This window comes from Sphingopyxis sp. (assembly GCF_036261875.1).
Lineage (GTDB): Bacteria > Pseudomonadota > Alphaproteobacteria > Sphingomonadales > Sphingomonadaceae > Sphingopyxis.
The window spans coordinates 38,948-65,928 of record NZ_DATAJZ010000028.1 but is presented as its reverse complement, the minus strand read 5'-3'; the positions used below and the strand labels follow the sequence as shown (position 1 = coordinate 65,928).

Annotated in this window: 24 protein-coding genes; 14 read left to right on the top strand and 10 right to left on the bottom strand. The window is 63.8% G+C overall.

What is annotated here, in order from left to right:
- Positions 1–40 precede the first annotated feature (40 nt).
- The 3 genes from VHO04_RS13485 to VHO04_RS13475 are packed head-to-tail and all read right to left on the bottom strand — an operon-like array spanning position 41 to position 2,560.
- Positions 41–847: a LytTR family DNA-binding domain-containing protein gene (locus VHO04_RS13485; RefSeq protein WP_329628761.1), complete on the bottom strand. Its 807-nt coding sequence runs from the start codon at positions 845–847 to the stop codon at positions 41–43.
- Positions 844–2,001: a sensor histidine kinase gene (locus VHO04_RS13480; RefSeq protein ID WP_414713115.1), complete on the bottom strand. Its 1,158-nt coding sequence runs from the start codon at positions 1,999–2,001 to the stop codon at positions 844–846. Before VHO04_RS13480 ends, VHO04_RS13485 begins: the two co-directional genes overlap by 4 nt.
- Before the next feature lie 49 nt (positions 2,002–2,050).
- A complete protein-coding gene (locus VHO04_RS13475; RefSeq protein WP_297661479.1) occupies positions 2,051–2,560 on the bottom strand; it encodes a winged helix-turn-helix transcriptional regulator in 510 nt (169 codons plus the stop codon).
- 128 nt (positions 2,561–2,688) lie between these two features.
- On the opposite strand from VHO04_RS13475, the gene VHO04_RS13470 reads away from it, so the two are divergent.
- From VHO04_RS13470 to VHO04_RS13435, 8 genes are all read left to right on the top strand, one after another.
- Entirely contained in the window at positions 2,689–2,997 is a 309-nt protein-coding gene (locus tag VHO04_RS13470; protein ID WP_329628760.1) for a CC_3452 family protein, read from the top strand.
- 212 nt (positions 2,998–3,209) lie between these two features.
- On the top strand, positions 3,210–5,303 hold the full coding sequence (locus VHO04_RS13465; RefSeq protein ID WP_329628759.1) for a bifunctional (p)ppGpp synthetase/guanosine-3',5'-bis(diphosphate) 3'-pyrophosphohydrolase: 2,094 nt from the start codon (positions 3,210–3,212) through the stop codon (positions 5,301–5,303).
- Positions 5,304–5,884: 581 nt separating this feature from the next.
- Entirely contained in the window at positions 5,885–6,427 is a 543-nt protein-coding gene (locus VHO04_RS13460; RefSeq protein WP_329628758.1) for an acyl-CoA dehydrogenase family protein, read from the top strand.
- A gap of 170 nt (positions 6,428–6,597) precedes the next feature.
- Positions 6,598–7,479 (top strand): SDR family NAD(P)-dependent oxidoreductase, encoded by an 882-nt coding sequence (locus VHO04_RS13455; RefSeq protein ID WP_329628757.1) that lies wholly within the window; start codon positions 6,598–6,600, stop codon positions 7,477–7,479.
- 21 nt (positions 7,480–7,500) lie between these two features.
- Positions 7,501–8,730, top strand: coding sequence for a cytochrome P450 (locus VHO04_RS13450; RefSeq protein WP_329628756.1), 1,230 nt, complete (start codon positions 7,501–7,503; stop codon positions 8,728–8,730).
- Positions 8,731–8,759: 29 nt separating this feature from the next.
- Positions 8,760–10,562 (top strand): NAD(P)/FAD-dependent oxidoreductase, encoded by a 1,803-nt coding sequence (locus tag VHO04_RS13445; RefSeq protein WP_329628755.1) that lies wholly within the window; start codon positions 8,760–8,762, stop codon positions 10,560–10,562.
- A 79-nt stretch (positions 10,563–10,641) separates the two neighbouring features.
- A complete protein-coding gene (locus tag VHO04_RS13440; RefSeq protein ID WP_329628754.1) occupies positions 10,642–11,313 on the top strand; it encodes a helix-turn-helix domain-containing protein in 672 nt (223 codons plus the stop codon).
- A 407-nt stretch (positions 11,314–11,720) separates the two neighbouring features.
- Positions 11,721–14,087, top strand: a complete 2,367-nt coding sequence (locus VHO04_RS13435) for a TonB-dependent receptor (protein ID WP_329628753.1) — start codon at positions 11,721–11,723, stop codon at positions 14,085–14,087.
- A 110-nt stretch (positions 14,088–14,197) separates the two neighbouring features.
- Here the strand turns inward: VHO04_RS13435 and VHO04_RS13430 are convergent, their stop codons facing one another.
- Both VHO04_RS13430 and VHO04_RS13425 read right to left on the bottom strand, forming a co-directional pair.
- The gene (locus VHO04_RS13430; RefSeq protein ID WP_329628752.1) at positions 14,198–15,382 is read right to left on the bottom strand and encodes an oxygenase MpaB family protein; all 1,185 of its coding nucleotides are present in this window, start codon (positions 15,380–15,382) and stop codon (positions 14,198–14,200) included.
- Between the two features lie 53 nt (positions 15,383–15,435).
- Entirely contained in the window at positions 15,436–16,017 is a 582-nt protein-coding gene (locus VHO04_RS13425; protein WP_329628751.1) for a TetR/AcrR family transcriptional regulator, read from the bottom strand.
- Positions 16,018–16,165: 148 nt separating this feature from the next.
- On the opposite strand from VHO04_RS13425, the gene VHO04_RS13420 reads away from it, so the two are divergent.
- A complete protein-coding gene (locus VHO04_RS13420; RefSeq protein ID WP_329628750.1) occupies positions 16,166–16,384 on the top strand; it encodes a hypothetical protein in 219 nt (72 codons plus the stop codon).
- A gap of 757 nt (positions 16,385–17,141) precedes the next feature.
- Here the strand turns inward: VHO04_RS13420 and VHO04_RS13415 are convergent.
- Positions 17,142–17,444, bottom strand: a complete 303-nt coding sequence (locus VHO04_RS13415; protein WP_329628749.1) for a hypothetical protein — start codon at positions 17,442–17,444, stop codon at positions 17,142–17,144.
- A gap of 880 nt (positions 17,445–18,324) precedes the next feature.
- Here VHO04_RS13415 and VHO04_RS13410 point away from each other — a divergent pair.
- The 3 genes from VHO04_RS13410 (at position 18,325) to VHO04_RS13400 (ending at position 21,292) form a co-directional block, all read left to right on the top strand.
- A complete protein-coding gene (locus tag VHO04_RS13410; RefSeq protein WP_329628748.1) occupies positions 18,325–18,891 on the top strand; it encodes a hypothetical protein in 567 nt (188 codons plus the stop codon).
- Between the two features lie 427 nt (positions 18,892–19,318).
- Positions 19,319–19,579 carry a hypothetical protein gene (locus VHO04_RS13405; protein ID WP_329628747.1) on the top strand — a complete coding sequence of 87 codons (261 nt, stop codon included), beginning with the start codon at positions 19,319–19,321 and terminating at the stop codon, positions 19,577–19,579.
- A 120-nt stretch (positions 19,580–19,699) separates the two neighbouring features.
- Positions 19,700–21,292: an FMN-binding glutamate synthase family protein gene (locus tag VHO04_RS13400; protein WP_329628796.1), complete on the top strand. Its 1,593-nt coding sequence runs from the start codon at positions 19,700–19,702 to the stop codon at positions 21,290–21,292.
- A 114-nt stretch (positions 21,293–21,406) separates the two neighbouring features.
- On the opposite strand, the gene VHO04_RS13395 is transcribed toward VHO04_RS13400, so the two are convergent.
- From VHO04_RS13395 to VHO04_RS13380, 4 genes are read right to left on the bottom strand one after another with little or no spacing between them, the layout of a single operon-like run.
- Positions 21,407–22,027: a GNAT family N-acetyltransferase gene (locus VHO04_RS13395; RefSeq protein ID WP_329628746.1), complete on the bottom strand. Its 621-nt coding sequence runs from the start codon at positions 22,025–22,027 to the stop codon at positions 21,407–21,409.
- Positions 22,024–22,887 (bottom strand): thioesterase family protein, encoded by an 864-nt coding sequence (locus tag VHO04_RS13390; RefSeq protein ID WP_329628795.1) that lies wholly within the window; start codon positions 22,885–22,887, stop codon positions 22,024–22,026. The genes VHO04_RS13395 and VHO04_RS13390 overlap by 4 nt, the downstream gene beginning before the upstream one ends.
- Entirely contained in the window at positions 22,877–23,758 is an 882-nt protein-coding gene (locus VHO04_RS13385; protein WP_329628745.1) for an alpha/beta hydrolase, read from the bottom strand. Before VHO04_RS13385 ends, VHO04_RS13390 begins: the two co-directional genes overlap by 11 nt.
- Positions 23,755–24,921, bottom strand: a complete 1,167-nt coding sequence (locus VHO04_RS13380; protein WP_329628744.1) for an aromatic ring-hydroxylating oxygenase subunit alpha — start codon at positions 24,919–24,921, stop codon at positions 23,755–23,757. Before VHO04_RS13380 ends, VHO04_RS13385 begins: the two co-directional genes overlap by 4 nt.
- 65 nt (positions 24,922–24,986) lie before the next feature.
- Between VHO04_RS13380 and VHO04_RS13375 the strand changes: the two genes are divergently transcribed.
- Positions 24,987–25,607, top strand: a complete 621-nt coding sequence (locus tag VHO04_RS13375) for a TetR/AcrR family transcriptional regulator (protein WP_329628743.1) — start codon at positions 24,987–24,989, stop codon at positions 25,605–25,607.
- Positions 25,608–26,287: 680 nt separating this feature from the next.
- Positions 26,288–26,977 carry a hypothetical protein gene (locus tag VHO04_RS13370; RefSeq protein WP_329628742.1) on the top strand — a complete coding sequence of 230 codons (690 nt, stop codon included), beginning with the start codon at positions 26,288–26,290 and terminating at the stop codon, positions 26,975–26,977.
- Positions 26,978–26,981: the final 4 nt, after the last annotated feature.

The following is a 26,981-nucleotide window of genomic DNA, read 5'->3' as shown; positions in this document are numbered from 1 at the left end:
CACGACCTCTTCGTGTCTTTGTGTCTTCGTGCGAAACTTTCTAATGCACGAAGCGCGCGACCACATCCCGATAGCTGCGGCTGACCTTCACCTGCGCGCCCGAGCCGAGGACGAGAAAGCATTCGCCGTTGGTGTGCGGCTTGACCTGCTTGACCTGTGACAGGTTGACGATCGTCGAGCGGTGGACGCGCTGGAAGTTGCGCGGGTCGAGCCGCTTTTCCAGATCCTTCATCGTCTCGCGCAGGATCAGGCTGTTGTCGGCGGTGTAGATGCACATATAGTCGCCCGCGGCGTCGATGCGCTCGATGCTGTCGACATCAACGCGGAAAATCTGGCCGCGATCCTTGATGTTGATCATCTTTTCATAGCGGTCGGCAGCGTGCGCGTCGGGCTGGACCTCGGCATCATAATCGTCGGCCGCCTCGGGCGCGACTTCGGCGAGCACGGTCTTTAACCGCTCGACCTCGGCAACGCCGCGCTTTTCGGCCAGCCGCTGGCGCACGCGGTCGAGCGCGTCGGCGAGCCGTTCGGGCTCGACCGGCTTGACCAGATAGTCGACCGCCTGCGCCTCGAAGGCGCGGATCGCATGGTCCGAATAAGCGGTGACGAAGACGACGAGCGGCGGTTCGACCTCCATCAGCCCCTGGATCACCGAAAAGCCGTCGAAGCCCGGCATCTGGATGTCGAGGAAGACGAGGTCGGGCTTGTGGGTCTTGATCTTTCGGATGGCCTCGCGGCCGTTCTGGGCGGTGTCGACGACTTCGACATCTCCGTGCGCTTCGAGCCGCAGTTGCAGGCCCTGGGTCGCCAATTTTTCATCATCCACCAGGATGGTTCTGATCGTCATGTGCGTTCGGTTCCAATCGTCACTTGTCCGTCGGGCTGGAACGGAATCTCGATAATCACCGTGAAGCCGCCATCGGCGCCCGACTGCACCTCGAACCGTTGCTGGTCGCCATAAGCCTGCGCCAGCCGGTCCCTGATATTGGCTAAACCCACACCGGTTGATTCCGTTGCAACGCCCGTCGTGGGATCGACGGCCCCCTCTGACAATCCCGACCCCGTGTCGGACACGGTAATCCGAACCTTTTCACCGGCAAGCTGAGCCGAGAGCGTGATATCGGCGCCCTCCTCCTGCGGGGTGACAGCATATTTGATCGCATTCTCGATCAGCGGCTGGAGCAGCAGCGACGGCAGCCGCGCGCGCTGCGCAGCGGGATCGATGTTGAAATGCGGGCGCAGCCGGTCCTCGAAGCGCATCTTCTCGATATCGAGGTAGAGCTTCAGCGTCTCGACCTCCTGCGCCAGCGTCACCTGCGCGGTCGGCTCGTTGGCGAGCGTGTAGCGCAGGAAGGCCGACAGGCGCGACAGCATCGCGTTCGCGGGTTCGGACTGTTTGAGCAATACCAGCGTCGAGATGCTGTTCAGCGTGTTGAACAGGAAATGCGGATTGAGCTGATAGCGCAGCATCGCGAGCTGCGCCGAGGCGGCCTGCGCCTCGAGCCGCAGCATCCGGTCGTTCTGCTCCTCGAGCTGGAGGAAATAATTGATCGCGAAATAAAGCGCCGACCAGGCGCCGAGCGAGGTCGCGTCGATATAGATCGCGCCGAGCAGCAGGCTGGTGAAGCCCGCTTCGCTCGCCGGATTCTGGATCTGCGAGACCCACGCGTCGATGAACGCCCAGAGCATCGTCGCCAGCCCCGCGAGGCCGAAGCTGACGCCCCACATCAGGATCGGACGCCGGTTGATCAGCGCGCGATAGCAGACCGACAGGATCAGCGTCAGCGAAAAGCCGGTGATCGCCGAAATCACCTGCGGGATGAGAAAGGTGAAGGATTGTCCGTTGGCGAGTCCCGACACCCCGCGCAGGCCGAGCCATGCGGCCCAGCCCAGGAATTGGAGGTTCCAGAACGCCCGCACCTTGTTGCCGAAAAAGGGGCCGGGCGAGGAAAAGCCGAACAGCGGCATCGACGCCGGCTGCGATGCTGGCTGGCTCGCCATGATCAGCCTCCGGAAAGGGAAATGCGAAGCGTGCGCGCGGCGCCGGGGGTCATTCGGCCGCGACCGGAGCCATCCGTACGCGGGCCTGTCCGAGCGGCTGCAGCTCCGAGCGATGCTTCCACACCAGCTCGCCATAGCCGAGCGGCCGGCCGTCGTGTGCGGTGATCGTCACCGGGCCGATCGGCTGCTCGTCGCTCGTGTCGACGAGCACCGGGGTCGAGGCGACGCCGGCGCCCCATTTTTCGCCCCACTGGCGCAGCGCGATCATCGCGGGCAGCAGTTCGACGCCCTTCTGCGTAAGCTGATAAAGCACCTTGCGGCGATCCTCGGCCATCACCTCGCGCTCCATGATGCCATGGTCGACGAGTTTCGACAGCCGGTTCGACAGGATGTTGCGCGCGATGCTGAGCTCCTGCTGAAACTCCTCGAAATGGTGGACGCCGTTGAAGGCGGCGCGAAGGATCATGAACGACCAGCGCTCGCCCATCGCCTCGAGCGCGAGCGGCAGCGCGCAATTATTGCCGTAAATGTCGTTCAACGGTTCGCGTAATTTTCCCATGAGCCTAGCACTAACGTAAAATCGCCCCCCGCACAAAAAATATATGGCGTCCGTTGCAATTTGCAACTCATGTCCTACATCGCATCGTGCAGCGCTTTGCGCTGCCCAGGAAAACAGGAGGACTCCCCATGTCGAAACTTTCAACAGCGGCGCTTGCGCTGCCCTTTCTCGCCGCCGCTTTCGCGCCGGTTGCCGCCGGCGCAGCCGGCAGCGCCTATTATCGCGCCGAACTCGCCAATCCGGCACCGAAGGCCAAATTCGTGGCGCGCGACGTCGTATGGGCCTGCGACGGCGTCCATTGCGTCGCCGGCCGCGGAACGAGCCGTCCGCTGATCATGTGCGCGAGCCTCGCTCGTGTAGCCGGCGAAGTGAAGAGTTTCACGGTCGACGGCGCGGCGATCACGCCCGAAGACCTCGCGCGCTGCAACGGCAAATAGCCCGTCCGGCCGGGCGCTTCTCCCCTCTATCCCGCCCGGACCATCGGAAGGCCGCCCGCTCCCCGGAGCCGGCGGCCTTTTCAATGCGCGCGCCGTTGCAGGCGGTCACGAACGATGCTTCCGCCAGGCTTTGTCAAAATTGCCGGGGCTCGCGAAGAAGCGACAGCAAATTTCGCATTGCAATTAAGTCCGCATGAACGACATTGATAGCGATGCTGAGGCAATATGAACTGGTCGAGCGCGTGCGCGCTTATGATCCCGACGTCGACGAGGGGCTGCTCAACCGCGCCTATGTCTTCACCGTGCAGAAGCACGGCAGCCAGAAGCGCGCGTCGGGCGACCCCTATTTCAGCCATCCGGTCGAGGTCGCGGGCATTTTGACCGATCTCCACCTCGACAGCGAGACGATCGTCACCGCGCTGCTCCACGACACGCTGGAGGATACGCTGACCACGCCCGAGGAGATCGAGCGATTGTTCGGCAGCGACGTCGGCCGCCTCGTCGACGGCGTCACCAAATTGAGCAAGATCGAGGCGCAGACCGAGAACGAGCGCGCGGCCGAGAATCTGCGGAAATTCCTGCTCGCCATGTCGGGCGACATCCGCGTGCTGCTGGTCAAGCTCGCCGACCGGCTGCACAATATGCGCACGCTCCATTTCATCAAGAATCCCGACAAGCGCCGCCGCATCGCCAAGGAGACGATGGATATCTATGCCCCGCTCGCCGAGCGGATCGGCATGTATGAATATATGCGCGAGATGCAGCTTCTCGCCTTTCGCGAGCTGGAGCCCGAGGCCTATGCGACGATCACCGGCCGCCTCGCCAAGCTGACCGCGGGCGGCAAGGACCAGGTCGCCGCGATCAGCCGCGATTTCAAGGAATTGCTAGCGAAACACGGGATCGAGGCCGAGGTGTCGGGGCGCGAGAAGCATCCCTATTCGATCTGGCGCAAGATGCAGGAGCGCCACGTCAGTTTCGAGCAGGTGACCGACATCATCGCCTTTCGCATCGTTACCCCGACGACCGCCGACTGCTATGCCGCGCTGGGGCTGATCCACGGCAAGTGGAAGATGGTGCCGGGGCGCTTCAAGGATTATATCTCGACCCCCAAGCGCAACGGCTACAAGTCGCTGCACACGACGATCATGCACCAGCAGAATATGCGGATCGAGATCCAGATCCGCAGCCTCGACATGCACCAGCAATCGGAGTTCGGGCTGGCGGCGCACTGGGCCTATAAACAGGGCGGCGCGGCGCCCGACGGACAGGCGGGGTGGATTCGCGATCTGCTCGAAATCCTCGAACAGACGCACGATCCCGACGAGTTCCTCGAAAATACGCGCATCGCGATGTATCAGGACCGCATCTTCGCCTTCACCCCGAAGGGCAGCCTGCACCAGCTTCCCAAGGGCGCGACGCCGGTCGATTTCGCCTATGCCGTCCACACCGGGCTGGGCGACCGCACCGTCGGAGCCAAGGTCAACGGCCGGCTGGTGCCGCTGCGCACCCAGCTCGCGAACGGCGACACGGTCGAGATTCTTTCATCGGACAAGCAGACCCCGCAGCCTGCGTGGCTGGGCTTCGCAGTCACCGGCAAGGCACGCGCCGCGATCCGCCGCCACGTCCGCTCGAAGGAAAAGGTCGAGCTCGCCGCGCTCGGGCGCAAGATGTACGACGAGATCGCCCGCCGCCTTCCCAACAAGGTCGGCGACAAGGCGCGCGCCGCGGCGCTGACCCGGCTGAAGCTCGAGGACGACAGCGCGCTCTATGTCGCGATCGCCAAGCAGCGCGTGTCGGACAATGCGCTGCTCGAGGCGCTGGTCCCCGGCATCACTGCCGACATGAAGAGCAAGCCCGGCAAGCTCGTCCAGGGCGCCGCGGTGTCGATCGCGGGGCTGACGCCGGGGGTCGCCTATCAGCTTGCCGATTGCTGCCACCCGGTACCCGGCGACCGCATCGTCGGCCTGTCGCGCCCCGGCGAGGGGATCGAGGTGCATGTCATCGACTGCCCGAGCCTGGCCGACGGGGTCGATGCCGACTGGATCGACCTCCGCTGGCAGGAGGACAGCGAGGGCGGCAACGCGCGGCTTTGCGTCGTCATCCTCAACGAGCCCGGCACGCTCGCCGAAATGTCGGGCATCCTCGCCGCCAATTCGGCGAACATCACCAATTTGCGGCTGTCGAACCGCGAGGGCGATTTCCACACCTATGACGTCGTCGTCGAGGTGCGCGACGTCCAGCACGTGATGCGCATCCTGTCGGCACTGCGCGCGTCGGACAGCGTGGTGCAGGCGGAGCGGCTGTAGGCGGCCAGCTTTGGGGTGGGGAGCTGCCCCTGCCCACCTTGGTCATTCCCGCGAAAGCGGGAACCCAGAGTGGGGCTAGCCAACGCACGCTCTGGGTTCCCGCTTTCGCGGGCACACCATTGTTATAACTCGCTGGAACTTGCCATTTGAAGCCTTTTCGAAGTCGAAGAACGGCTGATTTGCGCCTCATTCTTGCAATTCCTGACGCTACCGCGAAGGCCTGAAAGCTGCCATTTAGCTAGATGGCCGTTAATCGCCAATGCAAGTCTCTAGCGAAGCCTTCATCTCAGACCCCCTTCAGGTTTGGTCCTGATCCAGGGTTCGAGCAGGGCGCGAACAACAAGCTCCAACTGTCCGGCCTGCGCTTCTGTATCAAACAGACGTAAGATACTGCGCTGCGGGCCGCCTGCTTCTGCAGGCTGAAGCTCTCCGGTTGCTTTGCATGTCTCGGCGAAACCCGCACCACTCGCGGGGGCCGCCGTACTTAGCGCTTCCCAATCCGCCGAGGTTGCGTTCGGGGTCCCGTCCTCAACCATCTGGCGGTCGGGGGACATTGCGAACTGCTGTATCGCGACGTGCGGGTGCCGGTCGCCAACCTGCTGGGCGGCGAAGGGGCGGGTTTTGCTCTGGCGCAGGCCCGCCTCGGGCCGGGCCGAATCCATCATTGCATGCGCACGATCGGCCAGTGCGAACTGGCGCTCGACCTGATGTGCGAACGCGTGCTCGAGCGGCGTGTCCACAATCGATATCTGTCCGACTATGCCAATATCCAGGACTGGATTGCCCTGTCGCGGATCGAGATCGATCAACTCCGACTGCTCGTGCTACGCGCCGCGTCGGTGCTCGACCGCGACGGGAACAAGGCGGCCAAGATCGACGTGTCGGCGATCAAGGTCGCTGCGGCGCGGCTGCAAAGCCGAGTCATCGACCGCGCCGTCCAGGTTTTTGGTGCGATGGGCTTGACCAATGACACGCCGCTGGCGGGCTTCCTCGTCTGGGCGCGCGCGCTGCGTTTCGTCGATGGTCCGGATGAAGTGCATCTGCGGATGATCGCTCGCGACGAGATCGCACGAGTGCGAAAAACCCTTGGTAGCCGTAGCCTCTATTTCACACTCCCGCAATGATCGGTCGAGCCTGACCTGCATTCACCCCGAGAGGGTATCCACGATAATTCGAGATTATGGCGCGCTGAATGGGAGGGGTTGGATTGTCTAAAATAGTCTATATAGACTAATTTAATGTCAGCCCGAGTCGTAATGGCTCGTGGCGTTTGGAGCGAGAGGAGCGGGCATTGATGCAATTACGCGGGAAGGCCGCCTTCATCACGGGCGCGGCAAGCGGTATCGGCCTCGCCATCGCCGAACGATGCGCGGCTGAAGGTATGAAATTGCTGATCGCGGACATTTCCGCCAATGCGCTGGCGGCGGCTGCGGAGACGCTGCGCGGCGCTGGCGCCGAGGTCGCGACCTATCAACTCGATGTTGCTGATCTCGACAATTATCGCGCAGTGGCGGAGGCGGTGATCGCCGGGCATGGCGCGCCGTTCCTGCTGGTAAACAACGCCGGCGTCGCGTGGAAGGCGCCTGCGAGCGCCGCGACGCCGGAGGATTGGCGCTGGACGGTGTCGGTCAACGTCCTTGGCGTCGGCTACGGGCTCAGCCTGTTCGTACCCGCGATGATCGCGAGCGGCGAGCAGGGTTATGTCGTCAACACTGCGTCGGTCACCGGGCTGATCGTCTCGCCCGGGACTTCGGCGGTCTATGCGGCAACCAAGCACGCCGTCCTCGCTATTTCGGAGACGCTCGCGCACGAACTGCGCCCGCACGGCATGCACGCCGCGGTGCTCTGTCCGGGCAGCGTCGCGACCAACATCACCGACGCCGACCGCAACCTGCCAGACTATCTGTCGCGCGAAGCGCTGACGTCGGCGGAGGAAGCCGAGCGCGCCTTCACCCGCCAGTTCGTCGGTAACGGCCTGGCGCCCGCCGCGATCGCCGACCAGCTGTTCGCGGCGCTCGCCGAGCGGCGCTTCTATGTCATCACGCACTCGGAGTATCGCGAAGAAATCGAAACCCGCCACCGCCAGATCGAGGCCGCGATCAGCGGCGAACCGGCGAGCGATGTCGGGTTGCTCGCCATGGCCAAGCAGGTCCTGAATCTGCAGCCGCTCATCTGACTGCAAGAGGGACCAGACCGCATGAACGCACCCGTTTCCGACGACCTGCCGCGCGGCATCGAATTGACCTCGCTGTCTGAAAATTTTCGGGCCAATCCGCGCGCCGTGCTCGATGGCGCGCGCGGGCGCTGCCCCGTCTATCACGACGGCATTTTGCGCGACACTGTCGTGCTGTCGGCTGATATCGGCCGCAAAGTACTAACCGACCGCAGCCTGCCGACGGATCCGCGCAACACGATCGAAACCTCGACGCGCCGACTGCGCGGCGAGGATCTGGAGAAGAATCCGCCGATCATGTTCATGGACGACCCGCTGCACAAGCGCGTGCGCGGGCTGGTCGGCAAAGCGTTCAACAACGAGCGGATCGAACGTCAGCGGCCCCGCATCGGCGATCTGTGCCGCGAACTGGTCGATGCCGCCGCGGGCGGCGTGTTCGATTTCATCGAAACCATCGCGCGGCCGCTGCCGACGATCGCGATCGCCGAGGTGCTGGGGATCGACGCCAGCCATCACGACAATTTTAAACTATGGTCGGACCAGATGGTCGCGGCGAACCTCAACCCGCTGGCGTCACCCGAGGTCAAGCAAGCGGGTTCCGAGGCAGCGGTCAGCCTGTACAATCTGTTCGCCGCCGAGATTGCCGAACGCCGCGAACGCGCCGTCAACGGCGACGACCTGATCAGCGCGATGATCGCGGTCGAGCAGGACGGCGACCGGCTGGCCGATGCCGAAATCATCGAGCTTAGCCAGGTGCTGCTGATCGCGGGCAATCAGACAACCACCGACCTGCTCGGCACGATGCTGCGCAACATCCTGACGACGGGCGATTCCTATGCGCGGCTATGCGCGAACCCGGCGCTCATTCCCAATGCGGTCGATGAGGCGATCCGGTTCGAGCCGCCGATCTTCTCGACCGACCGCGTCGCGCCCGACGATATGGAGCTCGGCGGCACGACCGTTCCCAAGGGGCATCAGATTTCGGTGATGCTGTCCGCGCTCAACCATGACCCGGCACTCAACCCCGACCCCGATCGCTTCGATATCGAGCGCAAGCCGGTCAAGCATTTCTCGTTCGGCGGTGGCCGCCACATCTGCCTCGGTGCGCCGCTTGCGCGGCTCGAGGCCCAGGAACTGCTGAAAGTGCTGGTCGAGCGCTTGCCCACGCTGGCGCCCGACCCCGCGCATGTACCGGTTTATACGATCAATCCGGGCTTTCGCGGGCTCGACGAATTTTGGGTTAAGCAGGGCTGACCGCCGGTCATTGGGTTAAGGAGATGAGCATGTCCATTTCGCAGGCCGCGGCCCCGGCGATCGATCTTGAATCCTTGCGCAAGAAATATCGCGCCGAACGCGACAAGCGTCTGCGTCGGGACGGGATCGGCCAATATATCGAAATCGGAGGCGATTTCCGGCATTTCGCCGACGATCCCTATGTCGAGCAGATCGGGCGCGACCCCGTGGTTCGCCAGTGCGAGGTCGCGATCGTCGGCGCGGGCTTCGGCGGCATCTTGACCGCCGTGAAGCTGAAGGACGCCGGCATCGACGACGTGCTGCTGCTCGAAAAGGGCGGCGGTTTCGGCGGAACCTGGTACTGGAACCGCTATCCAGGCCTGGCCTGCGACATGAAGGCCTATGTCTATCTGCCCTTGCTCGAAGAGACGGGCTATATGCCGCCGCGCAACTATGCCTCCGGACCTGAAATCCGCGCCCATGCCGAGCGAATCGTCGATCATTGGGAACTTCGCGACAAGGCATTGTTCCAGACGCTGGTGACGCGCGCCGAATGGCGGGAGGATCGCTCGGTCTGGCAGGTCGCGACCGATCGCGGCGATGTCATCGAAGCGCGCTATCTGGTGACCGCGAACGGTCCGATGTCGAAACCCAAGCTGCCGGGCATCCCCGGAATCGCAGGCTTCGAGGGGCATATCTTCCACACCAGCCGCTGGGATTATGACTATACCGGCGGCGGTCCCGACGGTGGGCTGACGGGCTTGAAGGACAAGAAGATCGCGATCATCGGCACCGGCGCGACCGGTATCCAGTGCATCCCCTATCTCGCCGAGCATGCCGAACATCTCTATGTCGTCCAGCGTACCCCCTCAGGGGTCGACGTTCGCGAGGAACAGCCGACCGATCCCGAATGGGTCGCCGGGTTAGAGCCCGGCTGGCAGCAGGAGCTGATGAACAATTTCAACGCACTGACCTCGGGCGGCATGGCCGATAAGGATTTGATCGACGACGGCTGGACCTTCCTGTTCACTTCGATTGCCGCCGCCGCCAAGGAGGTCAGGGGTGACGACGCGATCGAACAATTGATGCACGTCGCCGAAGTCGCCGACGCCGAGAAGATGAATGACATTCGCGCGCGGATCAACCGCATCGTCAACGATCCCGCGACTGCCGAGGCGTTGAAGCCCTGGTATCGCCGCTTCTGCAAGCGCCCGGTTTTCCACGACGGCTATCTCGAAACCTTCAACCGCGACAATGTGACGCTCGTCGATACCCGTGGGCAGGGCGTCGATGCGATCACGGCGGCGGGCTTTCGCGTCGGCGACGCCGAATATGAAGCCGATTGCATCATTTTCGCGTCGGGGTTCGAGGTCGGCACCGATTTCATCCGCCGCGCGGGCTATGACATCGTCGGACGCGGAGGGCAGTCGCTCCAGACCGTCTGGGCAAAGGAGTTTGCGACCTTCCACGGTATGCACGTCCACGGCTTTCCCAACCTGTTCATTCATCAGAATGCACAGGGCGCCCTGGCCGCCAATTTCTGCCACAGCCTCGCTGAGGGGGCGAAGGCGATCGCCGCGGTGATCGGACAGGCCCGGGCAACCGGCCGCCCGGTGGTCGAGCCGACGAAGGCGGCGCAGGACGGCTGGGTCAGCCATTGCTGGGAGGTGTCGGGAAATCTGCTGCCCTTTTTCGAGCAATGCACGCCGGGCTATTATAACCTTGAGGGCAAGCTGACCAGGGAAGCGGCGCAGGGTTTCGGCTATGGCGCGGGAGCAGCAATGTTTTTCTTCGTCAAGGATAGCTGGCTGGCTGAGGGGAATTTCGTCGGCCTTGAATTCTCCACGGGCTGACGCGCGGAATAGCGCGATGGACGCGTAACGGTTTTTCTGCATAAGCCGTAATGATGCGAACCAAGGACGAGAAGCGGGCTTGAGCAACGAAAATCCTGCCGGGACCGAAGCGGCGGCGATGACGAGGAAGCCGCGCGGCCAGACCCGGCGCGGCCTCGCGACCCGCGAAATTCTGTTGTCGAGCGCGATCAAGCTTGTCGCACTGCACGGCTATGCCGCGACGACCACGCAGACCGTGCTCGACGACGCAGGGGTCAGCCGCGGATCATTGCTCCACCAGTTCCCGACGCGCGAAGAGTTGATGGTCGCGGCAGCCGAAGAGGCAATGGCGCGCATGCTGGCGGCGGTCGAAAGCGGGCTGCTGCGGCACAGCGACCTGCTGCGCGGCCTCATGGATTTCCCGAACATCATCTGGCGCGTCCAGAATGATATTCCGGCGCGGGCCTTTGCCGAGATCCAACTCGCGAGCCGTTGGGACGCCGGTCTCGGTGTCGGATTGAAGGGCGCGATGTCAACGGTGAACGAACTGACCTCGGACAAGATCCGGGTCGTTGCCGAACAATATGAGATTGCCGACCTCCCCGGCTTTCTGAACGAAGTTTATCTTCTGATCGGTGCGACGCAGGGGCTTGCGATCGGGCGCGACCTGATCGGCGACAAGACGATGGTGACCGCCTCGCTTGCCTTGCTCAAGGACCGATTTGTCGCGTCGCTGCGATCGAGGCTGTCGGCAGCGCCGCAGCCTGCCTAGACCGCCTTTCGCACCGGCGCGACGGTGCATGCGATAAGCCATGCGGCGGCGTCGGTCATTGCGTCAGCCTCTATTTGGTGCGCCGCAGGTGTCCCGACCACGGCCGACACGCGTTCCAGCATGGCGAGGATCGTTCCGGCAGCGGCAAAGGCGTCGATATGAGTGGGAATCCACTCGAGGCTTGCGACATCCGCCGTCTTGGCAGCCAGAATTTCCAGAACGGTTGAACCGCCTTTTCGCGCGCCTGGCGGAACCGTGCTGAAGACACCCGCCGTCCGCCTGTAATGCCCACAGCCCTCGATATTTTAATACAAACGAATCATAAGATACAGTTGTAAAATATTATCGCTCGTGAGATGGTTTGCGCAGAGCGCGAAAGATCGCGCCGCAACCCTAGGGGAGGATATATGAGCAGCTTTGCCAAGTCTTTGTGTCTGAGCGTGTGTTCGTCGATCGCCATCGGCTTTGCCGGCGTGGCTTCGGCGCAGGATTCGGGCGGTTCCGTCGCGGCGAACGAGAGTGAAGGGCTGGGAGACATCATCGTCACTGCACAGCGGCGAAGCGAGAATATCCAGAACGTCCCGATCGCCATCACTGCCGCCGATTCGGATGCGCTGGCGACCGCACGGGTCGAAAATATCGCCAATATCCAGGCGATCAGCCCGAGCATCAGCTTCCGCGTGTCGAATATCTCCTCATCGAGCGCGAACGTCATCATCCGCGGTCTCGGGACCACCGGCAACAGCCGCAGTTTCGAAGGCTCGGTCGGCGTGTTCATCGACGGCGTCTACCGCACGCGAGCGGCGGCCGCGTTGCAGAACTTCCTCGACATCGACAACCTCCAGGTCTTGCGTGGTCCGCAAGGCACCTTGTTCGGGAAGAATACGACGGCGGGTGCGCTGCTGCTGAGTTCGGCAACTCCTGCGCTGGGCGATGCCGAAGGGATGGTGGATCTCGGATACGGCAATTATGATTCGATTCTGGCCCGCGCGGCGGCGAGCGTGCCGCTGGGCGACAGCGCGGCGTTCCGGATCGCCGGCCTCGCATCCTCCCGCGACGGCTTTTATCAGGATGCCGCGACGGGGCGGCCGCTCAACAGCGACCGCACCCAGGCCGTGAAGGCGCAGCTTCGCGTCGATCCCAGTGACGGCATTTCGATCCGCCTGATCGGGGATTATTCGTTGAGCCGCGGCAATTGCTGCTATGCGACCAGCAACTATATCGATGGACCGACGCAGCCGCTGATCAATGCCCTGACCGCCGGACTGGGCCTGGCGCTGCCCTCGACCGACCTCGACGATTTCGAACAGACGCTCAATCATGAGGGGCGGCAGAGAACCGAGGATTATGGGGGCACATTGCTCGCGACGTTCGGACTGGGCACAGGCGAGCTGAAGTCGGTCACCGCGCTGCGCAAGTTCAAGGTGACGCAGAACGACACCGATCCCGATTTCTCGGGTGCCGACATCTTCACGCTCGACGAAAGCTTTTCCAGCCGCTTCTTCTCGCAGGAGCTCACCTACAACGGCAAGATCGAAGCGCTGGGCGCCGACATGGTTCTCGGCGGCTTTTTCTCGGATGAAAAGCTCGCAATGACCCGCGATCTGATCTGGGCTTCGCAGGGGCAGGCGTTCTGGAATGCCGCCTTGGGGGCAAGCGGCGTTCCCGCCAACACCGCGTTTGCGGGTCCGGGCCAGTGGGCGGGTGAAATGATGGGCGGACGCGCCAAATCCTATGCGATGTTCGGGCATCTCGACTTCGCGCTTGGGGACAAGGTCAATCTGATCGCAGGCCTGCGCTATTCGATCGAAAGGAAGCAGGGTTCCTTCGCCAACGACTTCTATCGCTCTGCGGTCAACGATGTGTTCCGCTTGCTCGGCATCCAGCCGGGTCCCGCCTATGACGCATCGACGACCGACAAGGCGCTGAGCGGCACTTTGGGTATCCAGTATCGCCCGACCGACGACGTGATGCTCTATGCGACCTATAATCGCGGGTTCAAGGCGGGCGGCGTCAACATGGATGCCAATGGCGCGGGGACGCTGGTCAACAACGCCGACGCGTTCAATGCCATCCCTGCTCCGCTGCGCGCAGCCTTTTTCCCCGGCGTCACGGCGCAGGCGCCCTTGAGCCCGGTCTACAAGCCCGAAAAGGTCAACGCCTTCGAGGCCGGTGCCAAGGTCGAATATCTTGATCGCCGCGCTCGCACGAACGTCGCTTTCTTCTATTATGACCTGTCGAACATTCAGGTGGCGCAGTTCATCGGTCTTCGCTTTACCGTGCTCAACGCGAAGTCGGCGACCGATTATGGCCTCGAGGTCGAAAATCTGTTCCAGATCACCCCGGCGCTCACCCTCGGGCTGGACGGAACCTGGCTGCCCCACGCCAAATATGGGGTCGATCCCTCGATTGATCCGGCGCTCTCGGGGCAGCGCTTTCGCTATGCGCCGAAGTTCCAGGGCAATGCGACGCTCTCGCTCGACCAGCCGGTGACCGACCGGATGAACCTGACGGCGCGTGTGCAATATCAATATAGCGGCGCCCAGTTCATCAACACCGCCTCGACAACGAAGCGCGGGTCGTCCGGCGTCCTCAATGCCAATCTCGGCGTCAAGCTGCCGGACTCGGGGCTGACGCTGGAGGCGTGGGGTCAGAATCTGACCAACAAGACCTTCGCGACGTTGAGCTTCAACACGCCGCTCCAGACGGGCGACGAAAATGCCTATCTGGCACCACCGCGTACCTATGGCATCCGGTTACGGGCGTCCTTCTGACTCTGAGCCCCCCGCGCGCGCCGCTGCGGCGCGAGAGAGACGGTAGTCGTTCGCGGTAGGATCTCGATCCCGCGGTAAACGGCTACCGTCTTTGCCTAAGCATCGGGACGCTACCGAGGGGCGATTGTCCGGGGCGGCTCGGTCTTCACCGGTTCCCTCAGGGCACGTTCGTAGGTCGTTCGACCAACAAAATCGCGATCGGCTTCGGCGAAGGCAGCCCGCGTTTGCGCGACCGCGCGCCTGCGCTGTTCGGGTGAGCGGTGCAAGCGCCGCCGCGCGAGCCGGTTGATCACGACGATCGCCGGCAGCGCCAGTGCGACCGGCGTCCAGGGAACCCCAAGCTGGTCGGCGAGGGTGTTGCCGTGAAGCCGGCGCAGGATCGCGCGCGCCAGCGCCAGAGACAGCGTGCGCCCGACGCGAAGCCGCGGCGCGAGCAGCGTCGCGACCGCATCGAGCATCGCCCCGGTCAGCCGCCGCGAATGATCGTCGGGCGGCGGCGCCTGGGCGTCGATGGCGGCCAGCAGCCTGGCCCCCGAAGCCTGATCGACGACCGGCTGATAGAGTTCGGACGCGACCCCCAGCAGCGCCGCGATCCTGTGCCACAGCGCGTAGAGATCACGAAGTTCCTCTGCGGTGAACCCGATCCCCAGCCGGTCGAGCGCCGCAAAGGGCACGAAGGTGAAATCGAGCCAGGTCCGGGCCAGCTCCAACTGGTTGATCGGGACGCCCGCCCGGTCGTCCCAGCCGCGCCGCAGCAGGGCGTGGCGCACGCGGGCATGCAGCAGCCGGACCTGAAGATTATGCACATAGCCGGGCGCCCCGACGAGGAGTGCGCCGGGAACGACCGAAGCGGTATTCCACTTGCCGGTTTCCAGCAGCCTGCGTTCGGCCATGCGCGTCAGATTGCCGGTGTCCGCCAGCACCCGCGCGATCGAGGGCGCGCTATAGGTATGGGTGAGCGAGCCCGGCCCCAGCGACAGGGCAATCCACGTCGCGCCGATCGACAGATAGGCCTCCGACCCGCGGCCCATCGCGGCGGTCTCGGTGGCGCTTGCCGCTTCGCAGCTTTCCAGGAAGGCGCGCAGCGCCGGCGGCGGCGCCGCGAGAGTCGAAAGGCCCGCGCTGATCCCCGTTTCCAGATCTTGGCGGGCCGCCGCGTCGCGCGCCGCAAGTTCGTCGATGACAGCGTCCGCCAGCGGATCGCCGATACCGCGCCACCGATCGAGGCTGCCGAATGGCGGCGGATTGTCGAAGGGCTGCATCTCGTCCGCTCCCTTATGAAACAGTTGTTTCATTCAGGTGTTCCGGAGTTTCGGTGCGAGGTCAACCCGCTGTGTCGTTCACGATACTATGCGACCATTAGCGGTTCAGTCATGTTCACGAGCAGCGTCGCGGCTTCGTCGATGTCCGGGTCAAGCCCGTCTTCGATCCATGCGAGGAGAAAGCCTGCGACGGCGCCTGCGACGGCGCCCACGACAAGCGTGGAGCGATGCGGATTCCGTGTTCCGCTTTGTGTCTGCAAGAGGCCGACGATATGCGCGATCTGCTCGCGAAACAGCGCGACGCCATTGGCCCCGGCGGACCCGTCGAGCAGTGCGCGATAAAGCGCCGGATGCGTCGCGATGCGGCGGCACGCAAAAGCCGTGACTTCGGTCAGCAGGGTGCGGGACGGAGCGTTTGTCGCCTTCAGCGACCGAGCCAGAGCGGCCTGCTCTTCCAGGTCGCCGCGCAGGCGATCGATCAGCAGTGCGTTGACGTCCGCAAAATGACGATAGAAGGTGGGACGGCCGACGTCGGCCTCATCGCTGATCTGGCTGATGCTCAATTTGGAAAAGGGCAGACGGTCGATCAATCGGTCGAGGGCGCCATGCAGCGCTGCTCGTGTGCGCCGTTGGCGTCGATCAAAATCCTTCTCCGTGACCAGCGTCATCCTTCATCCTTGTCATCGGCGTTGCGGGCAAGCATGCCGTCACAAGGGTTTAGACGACACGCTGGTTCACGCAAGCGGCGCGTCGGCGTGAAGTGACTGCCGCAACTCGGCCTTCAGTATCTTGCATGACGCGTTGCGAGGGAGCGCGGTGACGAGGACGACCCGCTCGGGGGTCTTCTGCGCCATCTATGGTGAGCACCAGATCCTCGACTTCCCGCGACGCGATATTTTCACCTCCGCGGATGATGATGTCCTTCTTGCCATCCGTGATAGCGAGATAGGCTTCGTCATCAAGCACCCCGATAGCGCCCGTCAGGAACCAGCCGCTCGGCAGGAAGACATCGTCATTGTCTTCGGCCCGCAATAGCTGGCAAAACGTTCGGGTCCGCGGACAGCGACTTCCCCCGCGGTGCCTGCAGGGACGTCGCGGCCGTTGTCATCGACGATGCGAACCTAGGCGCCCGGCGTCGGCCTGCCGTCGGTTGTTCGCCGGCGCTCGAGCGGATCTTCGGGTTCGCACTAGGTTATCGGGGGCATCTCGGTCTATCCATGGCAGCGGCAACAGCGGATACCGGCTGCCTCCGCCTGCGCGATCAGCGCCCTGGGCACCGTCGTGGCGCCAATGACATCATCAAGCGGCTGAGGGCGAACTACCAGAGATATGGGATGGCGCGGCCGGGGAGGAGGCTTCAGTCCGCCGCCATGGGCGAGCGCTTCGAACTTGGGTCCTGCGCTGCATGGACGCAATTGTCATCGCCCTTCCGGACGCCGCACCGTGCCGGATTATGCAATCCGGCACGGTGCGGAGACGATCATCGGGAAGTGAGCATCGCGCCGAACGTTACAAGCGCGAGCAGCCCGACGGGGATGAAGGTCAGGAGCGACGATATATCCTCGGCGCCCGCCGCAAAACGGGCTTCGCTCACAGATATGGTGGGAGCACTGGCGCGCTTGGAGCTTTCGCCGGGGTGGACTGGCTGACGAGCGGCAATGCCGATTTTGGGACGGATGGATGCATTCGGGGTAGGCATAATGGCTTTCTTTCAAGGCGAGGCATTTCGCCAACGGATGAAGGGTCACCGCGACCAGATCGTTCGGGCGACGCGTGGATCACGATCGTGCGATCAGCCGAGGAACCACCACAGCGCGGCGCTCGTCACCATGATCGGGAGGAGAAGGGATAGAGACAGCGTCGCCGCCGGCAGATGGAGCTTTTCGCTATGATCGCGATAAAAGGCAGCCAGCTTGGCTGACAAGCGTTCGTCGGCTGCCATCACCGCCTTGCCGATCGGGGGCAAGGCGGGGAATATTTCGATCAGCCACGCGAGTTCCCGCTCATTGAGCCGGGGATAGCGGGCAAGCAATTTTTCGGCTTCTTGCGTCTTTTGCGACGCTCCTCGGAAACTGGAATATGTTCGGGTTGCCATGACTGGAATCTCCTTTGCGCAGCGACGATGACGGTGCAGTCGTCGCTGTGCGGGTGAAAAGAGGGTTCGCCCCGCATCGGAGGAAATGGGCCGTGGTCCGCGGCGCGGCCGCGATCCATGCTCGGATGCGTGCACCGGACGCAGCCTGGCGCGGCCTGCGTCCGGCTAAACGCCAATCAGCAGGCGCCCCCAATTCCAGAATTTCAGGGAAACAGACATCGCGCCCTCCAGATGGGTCTCGAACACATATTATCAAGTATATGAGTAGATATTTTGGTGCGTGCGATGGGCGGCTGGCGGGCCGAATCGGACCGGCTTTGCAAAAGCGGCCAGGTCGGGCCATCGGAACCTGAGGTGTCGAGGCTCGAACCATCGCACGCGCACGCGTATGGTATGCGCGCTCGGCAATGTTGCTAGGTCCTTGCCCGGCAAAGCGAATAGCGCGCGGATCGGCCCATGTGACGGGAAGGCTAAGAGTTCGCCAAGCGGGCGAGTTGACTTCGCGGCCATAATGGCCATGATCGCCGCCCATGAGTGACACACTTCTCTTGCGATGCTCGGCGCATCATGCAGGTCGGCTGCTCGAAGGTTAGCCGCCCCGTGCCCGCGTCCGGCGGGGGCGGGGCATTGCTTTGACGTAGAGAAGTGAGCGACCCGGTCGGGTCGGAGTGCAATCATGAACAGCAACGATGAGAAGTCGTCCGCGCAAGCGGAGGGCGGTCGCGCGCTTCGGCGAGGCCAGTCCAGCGATGGCAAGATTATTCCGTTTCCTGCCGGAAAGACGCGCCCGAGGCCAGTGCCTTCGGCACCGCCTTCCATGCCTCCCGAGCCGCCGAGCGCCGCTTGATCGTTGTGAAGCGCTTTTTTGAGGATCATGAAAATGATGGCAGCCAGCCAACGCGACGCGCTCTTCACGCGTCTGCTTCGTAGCGCCTCCTTGCGCGCCAATGAAATATTATCGGTACCGGGCGGTGCCGCGCGCGTCGAGGCGATCGCCGACGACGGTTATAGCGAGATCGAGCGGCTGGCGCGCTCGCCGCTTGCTGACGACCAGCTCCTCGCGGTCGCCTTGCGCCTCAATGCGTCTGGTCGTGGCGCCGGGCAGCCCATCATCGCGCGCCTGGCGCAATATTTTCACTTTCCTGCGCCCTCGATCAAAGTCGAGGCGATGCGGCGATCCATATGGTCGGAGCAGGAGAGTGCGGGACTGCCGCTTGCGGCAGCGCGGCGCGAGGTCGCGCGGGTCGAAAGCCGCATGAGCAGCACCGCGCGCGAACGCTATTTGGAGCTCAGGGCCCATGCCTCGCTCTATTCGGACCTCTGGTGCGATCCCCGGACGGGCGCGGGGGTAGAAGCCCGTCGGCTTATGCTGGCGATGGTAACGGCCTTCTCAGCCCGATCGAATGCGCTTCGCGGTGCCGCGCGGGTTTGCGAGCCCGCGCTATGAGAGACGTCGCACCGCCCGATACCGATGCGCCTCTGCAACTCGGCTGCAGAGCACAAGCGATCTATGTCATGGCCTTCGTCCTCCTCTTTATTGCGACATGCTGGCTGATCGGTTCGGCCGTTGCTTCCCCGCGATAGATAGCGAGAGATAAAGTGGCACAAGCGGCCGCCGCTCCATCGATTATTTTTGTCCTCGTCGTGGTGGGGATTTATTGCCTGCTCTTCGCCTTTACGCGTCGACGCCGGATCGGCTGGGTGATGGGCGCGATCATCTGTTTCTCGTGCGCTCTCGCTCTTTTCTGGACGAGCGGACCCGCAAGGCGAGATGGGCCGAAGGGTCTCCAGACCCGGTTGCAAGCGCCGCAGCGTGTGATGGGAGCTTGCGGATGACGGTCCCGCCCCGCCGCTCTTCGCGGAACGCAGTCCCCATGTTCCGTGAGGTCGAAGCCTTGCTTGCCCGCTATCCCGACCTGGATGGCGATGAACGTGCCCGCCTCCTCTCGATGTTTCGGTCGCTATCGCTGCTCGACAAGGCGGTCATGATGGCCGACGCGCAACTGTCGGAGAAGCTCGACGACTTCTATCGCGACCACCGCCATGACCTGTCGACACCCTATGCGCCCATCGGCTGGTTTCTGGCCGCTGCGATCGTGATCGGGTTGATCTTTTCGAACAGCCTGTCCCCCTGATCGGGACGTCGCGTCGAAATCAGAGCCTCATTCGGGATCGCGGTGTCGGTATCCCGAACCGTTTCTTCCCCTCGATATCGTCCGCTCCCCGCGTGGACATCCCTGGAGCCCGTCTTGTTGATTAACCGATATTCGCCGCTGCTGGCCGCGGCCAGCGTGACCATCGCGTTCAGCCTGCTCCTGCCGAGCGTCTGGGCGATTCCTCCCGCTATCCTTGCCGGCGTTCTGACGCTCGTCGGTCTCGCCGATCTTGCACAGCCAGATCATTCGGTGCGGCGGAATTATCCGCTCGTCGGCCGCCTTCGCTGGCTGTTCGAAAGCCTTCGGCCCGCCATCCGCCAATATCTGCTCGAAGGAGAGCAGGAGATGACGCCCTTCTCGCGCAGCCAGCGTTCGCTCGTCTATGCGCGCGCCAAGAATGAGATCAGCGACCGGCCATTCGGGACTCTCGTCGATGTCTATCGCAACGGTTACGAGTTCATCGCCCATTCGACACGGCCCGTTCCCGTGGCAGATCCCGCGACCTTTCGCGTTCCCATCGGCGGAGCGGACTGCACGCAACCCTATTCGGCATCGATCTTCAATATCTCGGCGATGAGTTTCGGCGCGCTCAGCGCCAATGCCATCCGGGCCCTCAACAAGGGGGCAAAGCTCGGCGGCTTCGCGCATGATACGGGCGAAGGCTCGATCAGTCCCTATCACCGCGAACATGGCGGCGACCTTATCTGGGAGATCGGAAGCGGATATTTCGGGTGCCGGACGGACGAAGGACGTTTCGATCCCGTCCGGTTCGCCGAGCAAGCGGCGGACCCGCAGGTCCGCATGATCGAAATCAAAATCAGCCAGGGCGCAAAGCCGGGGATGGGCGGCATCCTGCCGGCGGCGAAGATCACCGCCGAGATATCCGCGACGCGCGGTATCCCGCGCGGGCGCGACTGTATCTCGCCCGCGCGTCATAGCGCCTTTTCAACACCCCTCGAACTCATGCAGTTCGTCGCGGACCTGCGCCGCCTGTCGGGTGGTAAACCGGTGGGGTTCAAGCTGTGCATCGGGCAGCCATGGGAATTCATGGGCATGGTCAAGGCGATGCTCGAAACCGATATATTGCCCGACTATATCGTCGTCGATGGCGGCGAGGGCGGCACCGGCGCTGCCCCGGTCGAGTTTACCGATCATCTCGGTATGCCGATGCGCGAGAGCCTGCTCTTCGTCCACAACAGTCTTGTCGGCGCCGGGCTGCGCCACAGGATCAAGATCGGCGCGGCAGGCAAGATCATCAGTGCCTTTGACATTGCCACGGCCATGGCGCTGGGCGCCGACTGGACCAACGCCGGTCGCGGTTTCATGTTCGCGATCGGCTGCATCCAGTCGCTTGCGTGCCATACGAACCGCTGTCCTGTCGGCGTCGCCACGCAGGATCCGGCGCGGCAGCGCGCCTTGGTCGTCGGTGACAAGGCCGATCGCGTCTATCACTATCATCGCAATACGCTGCTCGGTCTGTCCGAAATGATCGCCGCTGCGGGCCTCGAACATCCCGGTCAACTGAGTCCGCATCATCTGGTTCGGCGCGTCAGCCTCACCGAAATCCGGCTCTTTTCGCAGCTCCATATCTTTCTCGAAGAAGGCGAACTGCTCACCGATGGGTCGGAGCGCGACTTCTACAGTGCGGCCTGGCGCTTGGCGCGTGCCGACAGCTTCGAACTCCTGGTGTGAAGTCCCAAACAATGGTGTCGAGCTGAATGGGATGTCGGGTTCATATCGGCCCCCAATACCATACTTCCGGATATCCTGCGGCACCATGAGGCTTGGCGTGCCGGCCCCGGGCCTTCAATCACGGCCGGGCAGCAAGGCCCGCCATTCGTCGCGGGCGAGTTCCCAATAGTCGGAGATGCGGACTGATCCGTCGAGCCGGACACTCTGCCGTTCGCCCTTCGCCTTGAAACCGGCGGCCTCGATGACGCGCGCGGATCGCACATTATCCTGCGCGGCGGTCAGGCCGATCAGGCGAACGCCGAGATGCTCGAACATCCATCCGAAGCTGCGCGCAGCGCCTGCTTTGCCCCGGCCTCCGCCCTGCACATCGGCCCGGCTCGCGCCGGCGAGTTCGGCCGCCGATCGCTCGGGCCAGATGGTGAAATAGGAATAGCCCGACACCTTGCTCTGCTCGTCGAGCGTCACGGCCAATATCGCTTCGCCGCGCGCCTGCCGCTCGCGGGCTTCCGAAATCCAGTTCGCGATAACGTCGGGAGTGAAAGGCCGGGGCAGATCGTAGATCGGGTCGGATACGGCGGGGTCGGCGAGCAGCGCGATCAACCCCGCGATATGATCGGGGCCCGCGATGCGATGCGCCGGGCTGAGGAGCGACAGATCGGCCGTGCGAACGGCGGTGCGAATCGCCGCCGCTTCTTGTGCGGTCACCTCCAGCTTCGTGGTTGGCGGGGCGCTCATTGCGCTAATGCGCTTTCTTTGGTCCTGGAAGCCGGCGCGCGTTCGCGCAGCACCAAAGTTTGGGTGGCAAGACCGATCGGACCCCGTTCGTCGTAAAGCCGGGTCAGTGCGGTGCCGACCCCGCCAGCATGGACCTGCGTCTCGGACAGCAGCCCGATCCATTCGCCCTCGGCGGGACGATGCAGGTGCAGGCTGAGGTCGGCGTTGGCGAACAGATAGTTTTCGGCCGACAACACCCAACTCACGCCGCTGCCGAAGTCGGCGGCCGCCGCAGCGCGCATCGTGGGCGACGTCGGTTGGTCCTGTATCAGCGGGACGGTCAGGCGGAACCACGTCGCGGCGGGGCCGGGCCGCGTCGAATCGCCCTGCGCCATGCGGTGTTCCATCGCGCTGTGGTAGAAGGAGGTGCTCGTCGGCATGCCCGGAATGGAAAGCGGCTCTCGGCATTCGGACGGCGGCGGAAGCAGCCGCGCAGGCGACCAGCCCGGCACGTCCGGCGGCAAGTTGAGCGGCTGGCCGCGGACAAGAAGCGCATGGGCGCGGGCGACCAGCGTCTCACCCGCGAACAGGTCGATCGTGATGCGCGTCGTGGAGCGGCCCGGATGAAGATCCTGATGTGTCGTCAATGGCGCGACCGGCACCGGCTTGATCAATTCGATGCTCAGGCGCGCGAGCTGCCATTCGGGATCCGCCAAGGCGCTTTCGGCGAGATACGCAAATAATGCGCCAGGGGCTCCGCCATGCTGCGCGCGCGCGTCCCATGGACCGCTCGACAGGATGCTGGGATGCCAGATATCGCCTTGCCGGGTGAATACGGCGCCGAGCTGACCGGGCGATGCGGGGGTCGGATTATGAGGCATGATGTTCCTTGTGCAGCGTTTGCCTGGAAAAGGCGGTAATGGCATCGTTGAAGATGTCGTTGCGATCGCCCGCGACCATATGACCCGCGCCAGCGATATCGGCGACCTCGAGCCAGGGGAGCTGCCGGCGAAATGCCGCGATGCTGGCATCGCTCACGACATCGCTCGACAGGCCGCGGACGAGCAGGACGGGAAGGTCGGGAAGGGTGGTCAGCGTTTCGGCGGCCTCCGGCATCGTGCTGAGCGAGTGCGAACGGGGCCTCTCCAGCATCCGCGGATCCCAATGCCAATAGAGCCGCCCGTCGTCGCGGCGGCGGAGATTCTTCATCAGGCCGCTGGTATCGCGCGCGGCAGTCCGGCGCGGATTATAGGCATCGACGGCAGCGGCGGCTTCCTCCACCGAGGCGAATCCTTGGTGGTGGCTGTGCATGAAGGAAAGGACGCGCTCGATACCGCGTGGCTCGGGTTCGGGGACGATATCGACCAGCACCAGCCCGGCGGGCCGCAAGCCTTCGTGGATTGCCTGGATCGCGGTGGCACCAACGAGCGAGGCGCCGACAAGGATGAACGGGACGTGCAGCAGGCTCGACACCGCCTTCAGATCATTGGCCCGATCGCGGAGAGAATAGGCGCCATCGGGCGACCAGTCGCTGTCGCCATGCCCGCGTGCGTCGAAGTTCAGGGTCTGCAAGCCTTCGGCGCGCAGGCGCGCCACCGCGCGGCTCCAGCTATGCCGTGTTTGACCCCCGCCGTGGAGCAGGATCACCGCCGGGGCGTTTGCCGGGCCGCCATGATCGGCGACGAGATCGAGGCCATCGGGCGAGCGGATGATGCGTTGTTGCGGCGGCGGCATATGCGGGACGTCGGTCATGCAGGCTTCCTTGCGGCGGCGGCGTCGAGATGGTCGGTCACCGTCCGGTTGAACCGATCGAGCGCGCCCTCGAACCGCCCGAAGAGGAAATGCTCGTTCGCGCCCGACGAGAGCCCGGCGTGAATGCCCTCGCCGATCCTTATGTCTTCCTCGAGCGTCATCATGGTGATGGCGTGGTTGCGTCGCCAATAATCGTCGCTCTTCCCTTCGGCCAGCGCGCCACCGGTTGGCGCGAGCGTCGCCAGGCGAAGACCGGTGCGACCAGGGCCAAGCGGTTCCTGCCTGATCCAGACCACATGATCTTGCTGAACGAGCAGCTGGGTCGTCGGAAACAGCGTGTAGACGAGGTTGGCATGGTCGCGCATCCGCCAGCCGTCGCGTGTGGCTTCGGGGAGCGCGGCCATGCCGGTGCGCGGGAGGACCGAGCGCAGATGCGGTCCCAGCGCACGATAGCTCGAGAGATTGTCCTCGAAATAGGGGGCAATGGTGTCGCGATGCGCGACGCGGAAATGATAGGATTCGATTCCGCCTTCGATCAGCAGCTTCCAGTTGGCGTCACAGTCCATGCGATCCTCGGCCGCGATCGTCATTGCCGCCATCTCCAGCGCGTCGAGTTCGTCGGCGAGCGGCGCGAAATAGCCATCGAAGTCGAAGGTGCCCCCGGGACCACCGACCACCCAGATAAAACCGAAGGCCTCTTTCACGGGCAGCGGCTTCAGGCTGATCCCCGCCTTGTCGATCCCGCTAAAGCCGCTCTCGAAATGGGGCGCGGCGACCAGCGGCCCCGAATTGGCATAGGTCCAGCCATGGTAAGGGCAGGTGAAGCGATGCGCGCAGCCGGATACTGCTTCGACCAGTCGCGCGCCGCGGTGGCGGCAGACGTTGAGGAAGGCATGCACGATACCCTGCCTGTCGCGCGTCAGCAGGACGGGAAGGCCGTGGACATCGCAGCGAAGAAAGGAGCCGGTGCTGGCAAGTTCGCTGACATGCGCGGCGGCTTGGGGCAGGCGGCGCAGGATCGCTTCGCGTTCGCGGGCGAACCGTGTTTCGCTGAGATAGGTTTCGATCGGACTCCGGGCGACGACCTCGTCAAGGAAGAAGCTTTGGGACGCGGCGAGCCGTCTCAGTTCGTCGATGAGTTCAAGTTCGACCTTGCGGTCCATGCGAATCCCCTTACCGATTGGTAGGGACGTTGACTTACCGATCGGTAGGCGTCAAGCCATGGCGCATGGCGACCGCGTTCAAACCCTCCGCCTCCACGCGCGACCGGATGATCGAGAAGGCGCGCGCGCTCTTCGCCGAGCGCGGCTTTTACGGGGTCAGTATCGCCCAGATTGCGGCGGAACTCGGCCTGACGAAGCAGGCGCTGCTCCATCATTTCGGTACCAAGGAGCGGCTCTATGGGCTGGTGCTGGAACAGATTGCGGGCGCATTGGCCGATCTGAAGGCGGAGTTGGAACCCGGCACGGACCCGGCGCAACGGCTGCAGGACTGGTTCGTCGCCATGATTTCTGACACACCGCTCCGGATCGAGCGGTCGCGGCTGCTGATGCGCGAAATCCTCGACAACCAGGTCCGGGCCGAACGCGCCGGATCCTGGTATCTCAAGCCGTTCCTTGACGAGCTTGTCGGAATGCTTCGTGACGTCCCGGGTTGGTCGGGCGCGACGGACGCCCAGTTGCGCGCCACCATCGTCCAGCTTCTCGGCGCGGTTAATTATCATGCGGTCTCCGGCCCGACCTTCCGCGGCATCTTTGGCACGGAGGCCGCGCAGGCCATGAACGACATATTCGCGGCGCAGTTGCGGCATATGGTCCGCGTTGTGTTGGAGGCGGGGCCAGGGGCGTAGTGGTCAACAGTCACCGCGACACGGCATCCTCGATACCGTGTCGCAGCAATAGTTCCAAAACCGGACGGTTGCATTGACGCCATAGGTTCGGGGTTCGTTCGCGCTGAATCCCGCGATGCGTACAACCTCGCAGGAGGTCGAGCAGCTGATCATACTCCAGCTGCCTTCGGCGCGCGCGGCGGTCCGATATTGCGCCGGATCGATGAGGACCACGGTGCGCATATTGCAATGGATGCTCGACGCCGACTGGACGAGCTTCGGCGAACTTCTCAATTGCGCCCGTTTGCAGTCATTCCGGCGTTGATTTCGATCGCCTGAAGGCTGCTGCGCGGCCCTCTTGATTGTTCGTCGCGCCTGTCGCGAGATGGCTTCCGTGCGTTTCCTCGGAACCGTCGGCGCGGGCGCGACCAGACACGCTACATCAGCCGTCGTTGGCGCCTTGTCATCACTAACCAGCAATTCGAGCACGGTATCGGACACTGTCCGGACATCGGCCCGCGACATGCTGATCCGCACACCACCATGCCCGATGCAGGTGTACCGGCACGACCTGTCCCCCCGCAAGGCGGTGGCCGCGAGTGCCGTAAAATCCCATCCCGGTTCCGCATGGTCCACGACAGCGGACGATCCCGCGCCCATGGTCGGCAGACGCGAGGACGGATTTTACCGGAGGGATCGAGATGCAGGGCAAGCCATACCGAACGACGACGTGGCGGAACGCGGCGCTGGGGATCGCAGTCTGCGCGGGCCTGATCCTCTCCGGCTGCGGCGGTGCGGGCGACGTCCAACTGCCCGCCGACCGGACGGAAAGCGCGGGGCTCTGCTATGGCGCCACCCTGGCCCTCGTGCAGGAAAAGGTCGGGAAGGGCTCCGTCCCGCTCGACGATGCGAGCCATGCGCTGCATTTTGCGCTGCTCGCCGGGACAGACGGCGACCTCGACGACCCGGCCAAGGTCGTCGCCAGGATCGAGAGCATCGGTACGCAGGACAAGGGTTTGCAGGACAAGTTCGTCGCTGACAAGAAGGCCGCAAGCTACACCGCCCCCTGCGCGAAAGCGTTCCCGGAAACGCAGGCAGGCGCGTTCAAGGGTCTTCCGCCCGACACCCGCGACACGCGCACCCAATGCTATGTGCTGTCGACCGTGCTGCTTCAGATCTTCGCGCAAAGCGAGATCGCGCCCGATCCCCGCGCCGCGACCTGGGTCAAGCTCAACGGCCAGCTCGAGCAATTGTCGAACAATGAAGTCTATCCGGCGGAGGATGACAATCATATCGGCGAAATCGCGATGCGCGCGCTGGCCCAAGCGGTGCGGTGGGGGCCGCCGGTCGACGCGATGGCGGCGTGCGGCGAGCGTTACCTGAAGGACTGACCGC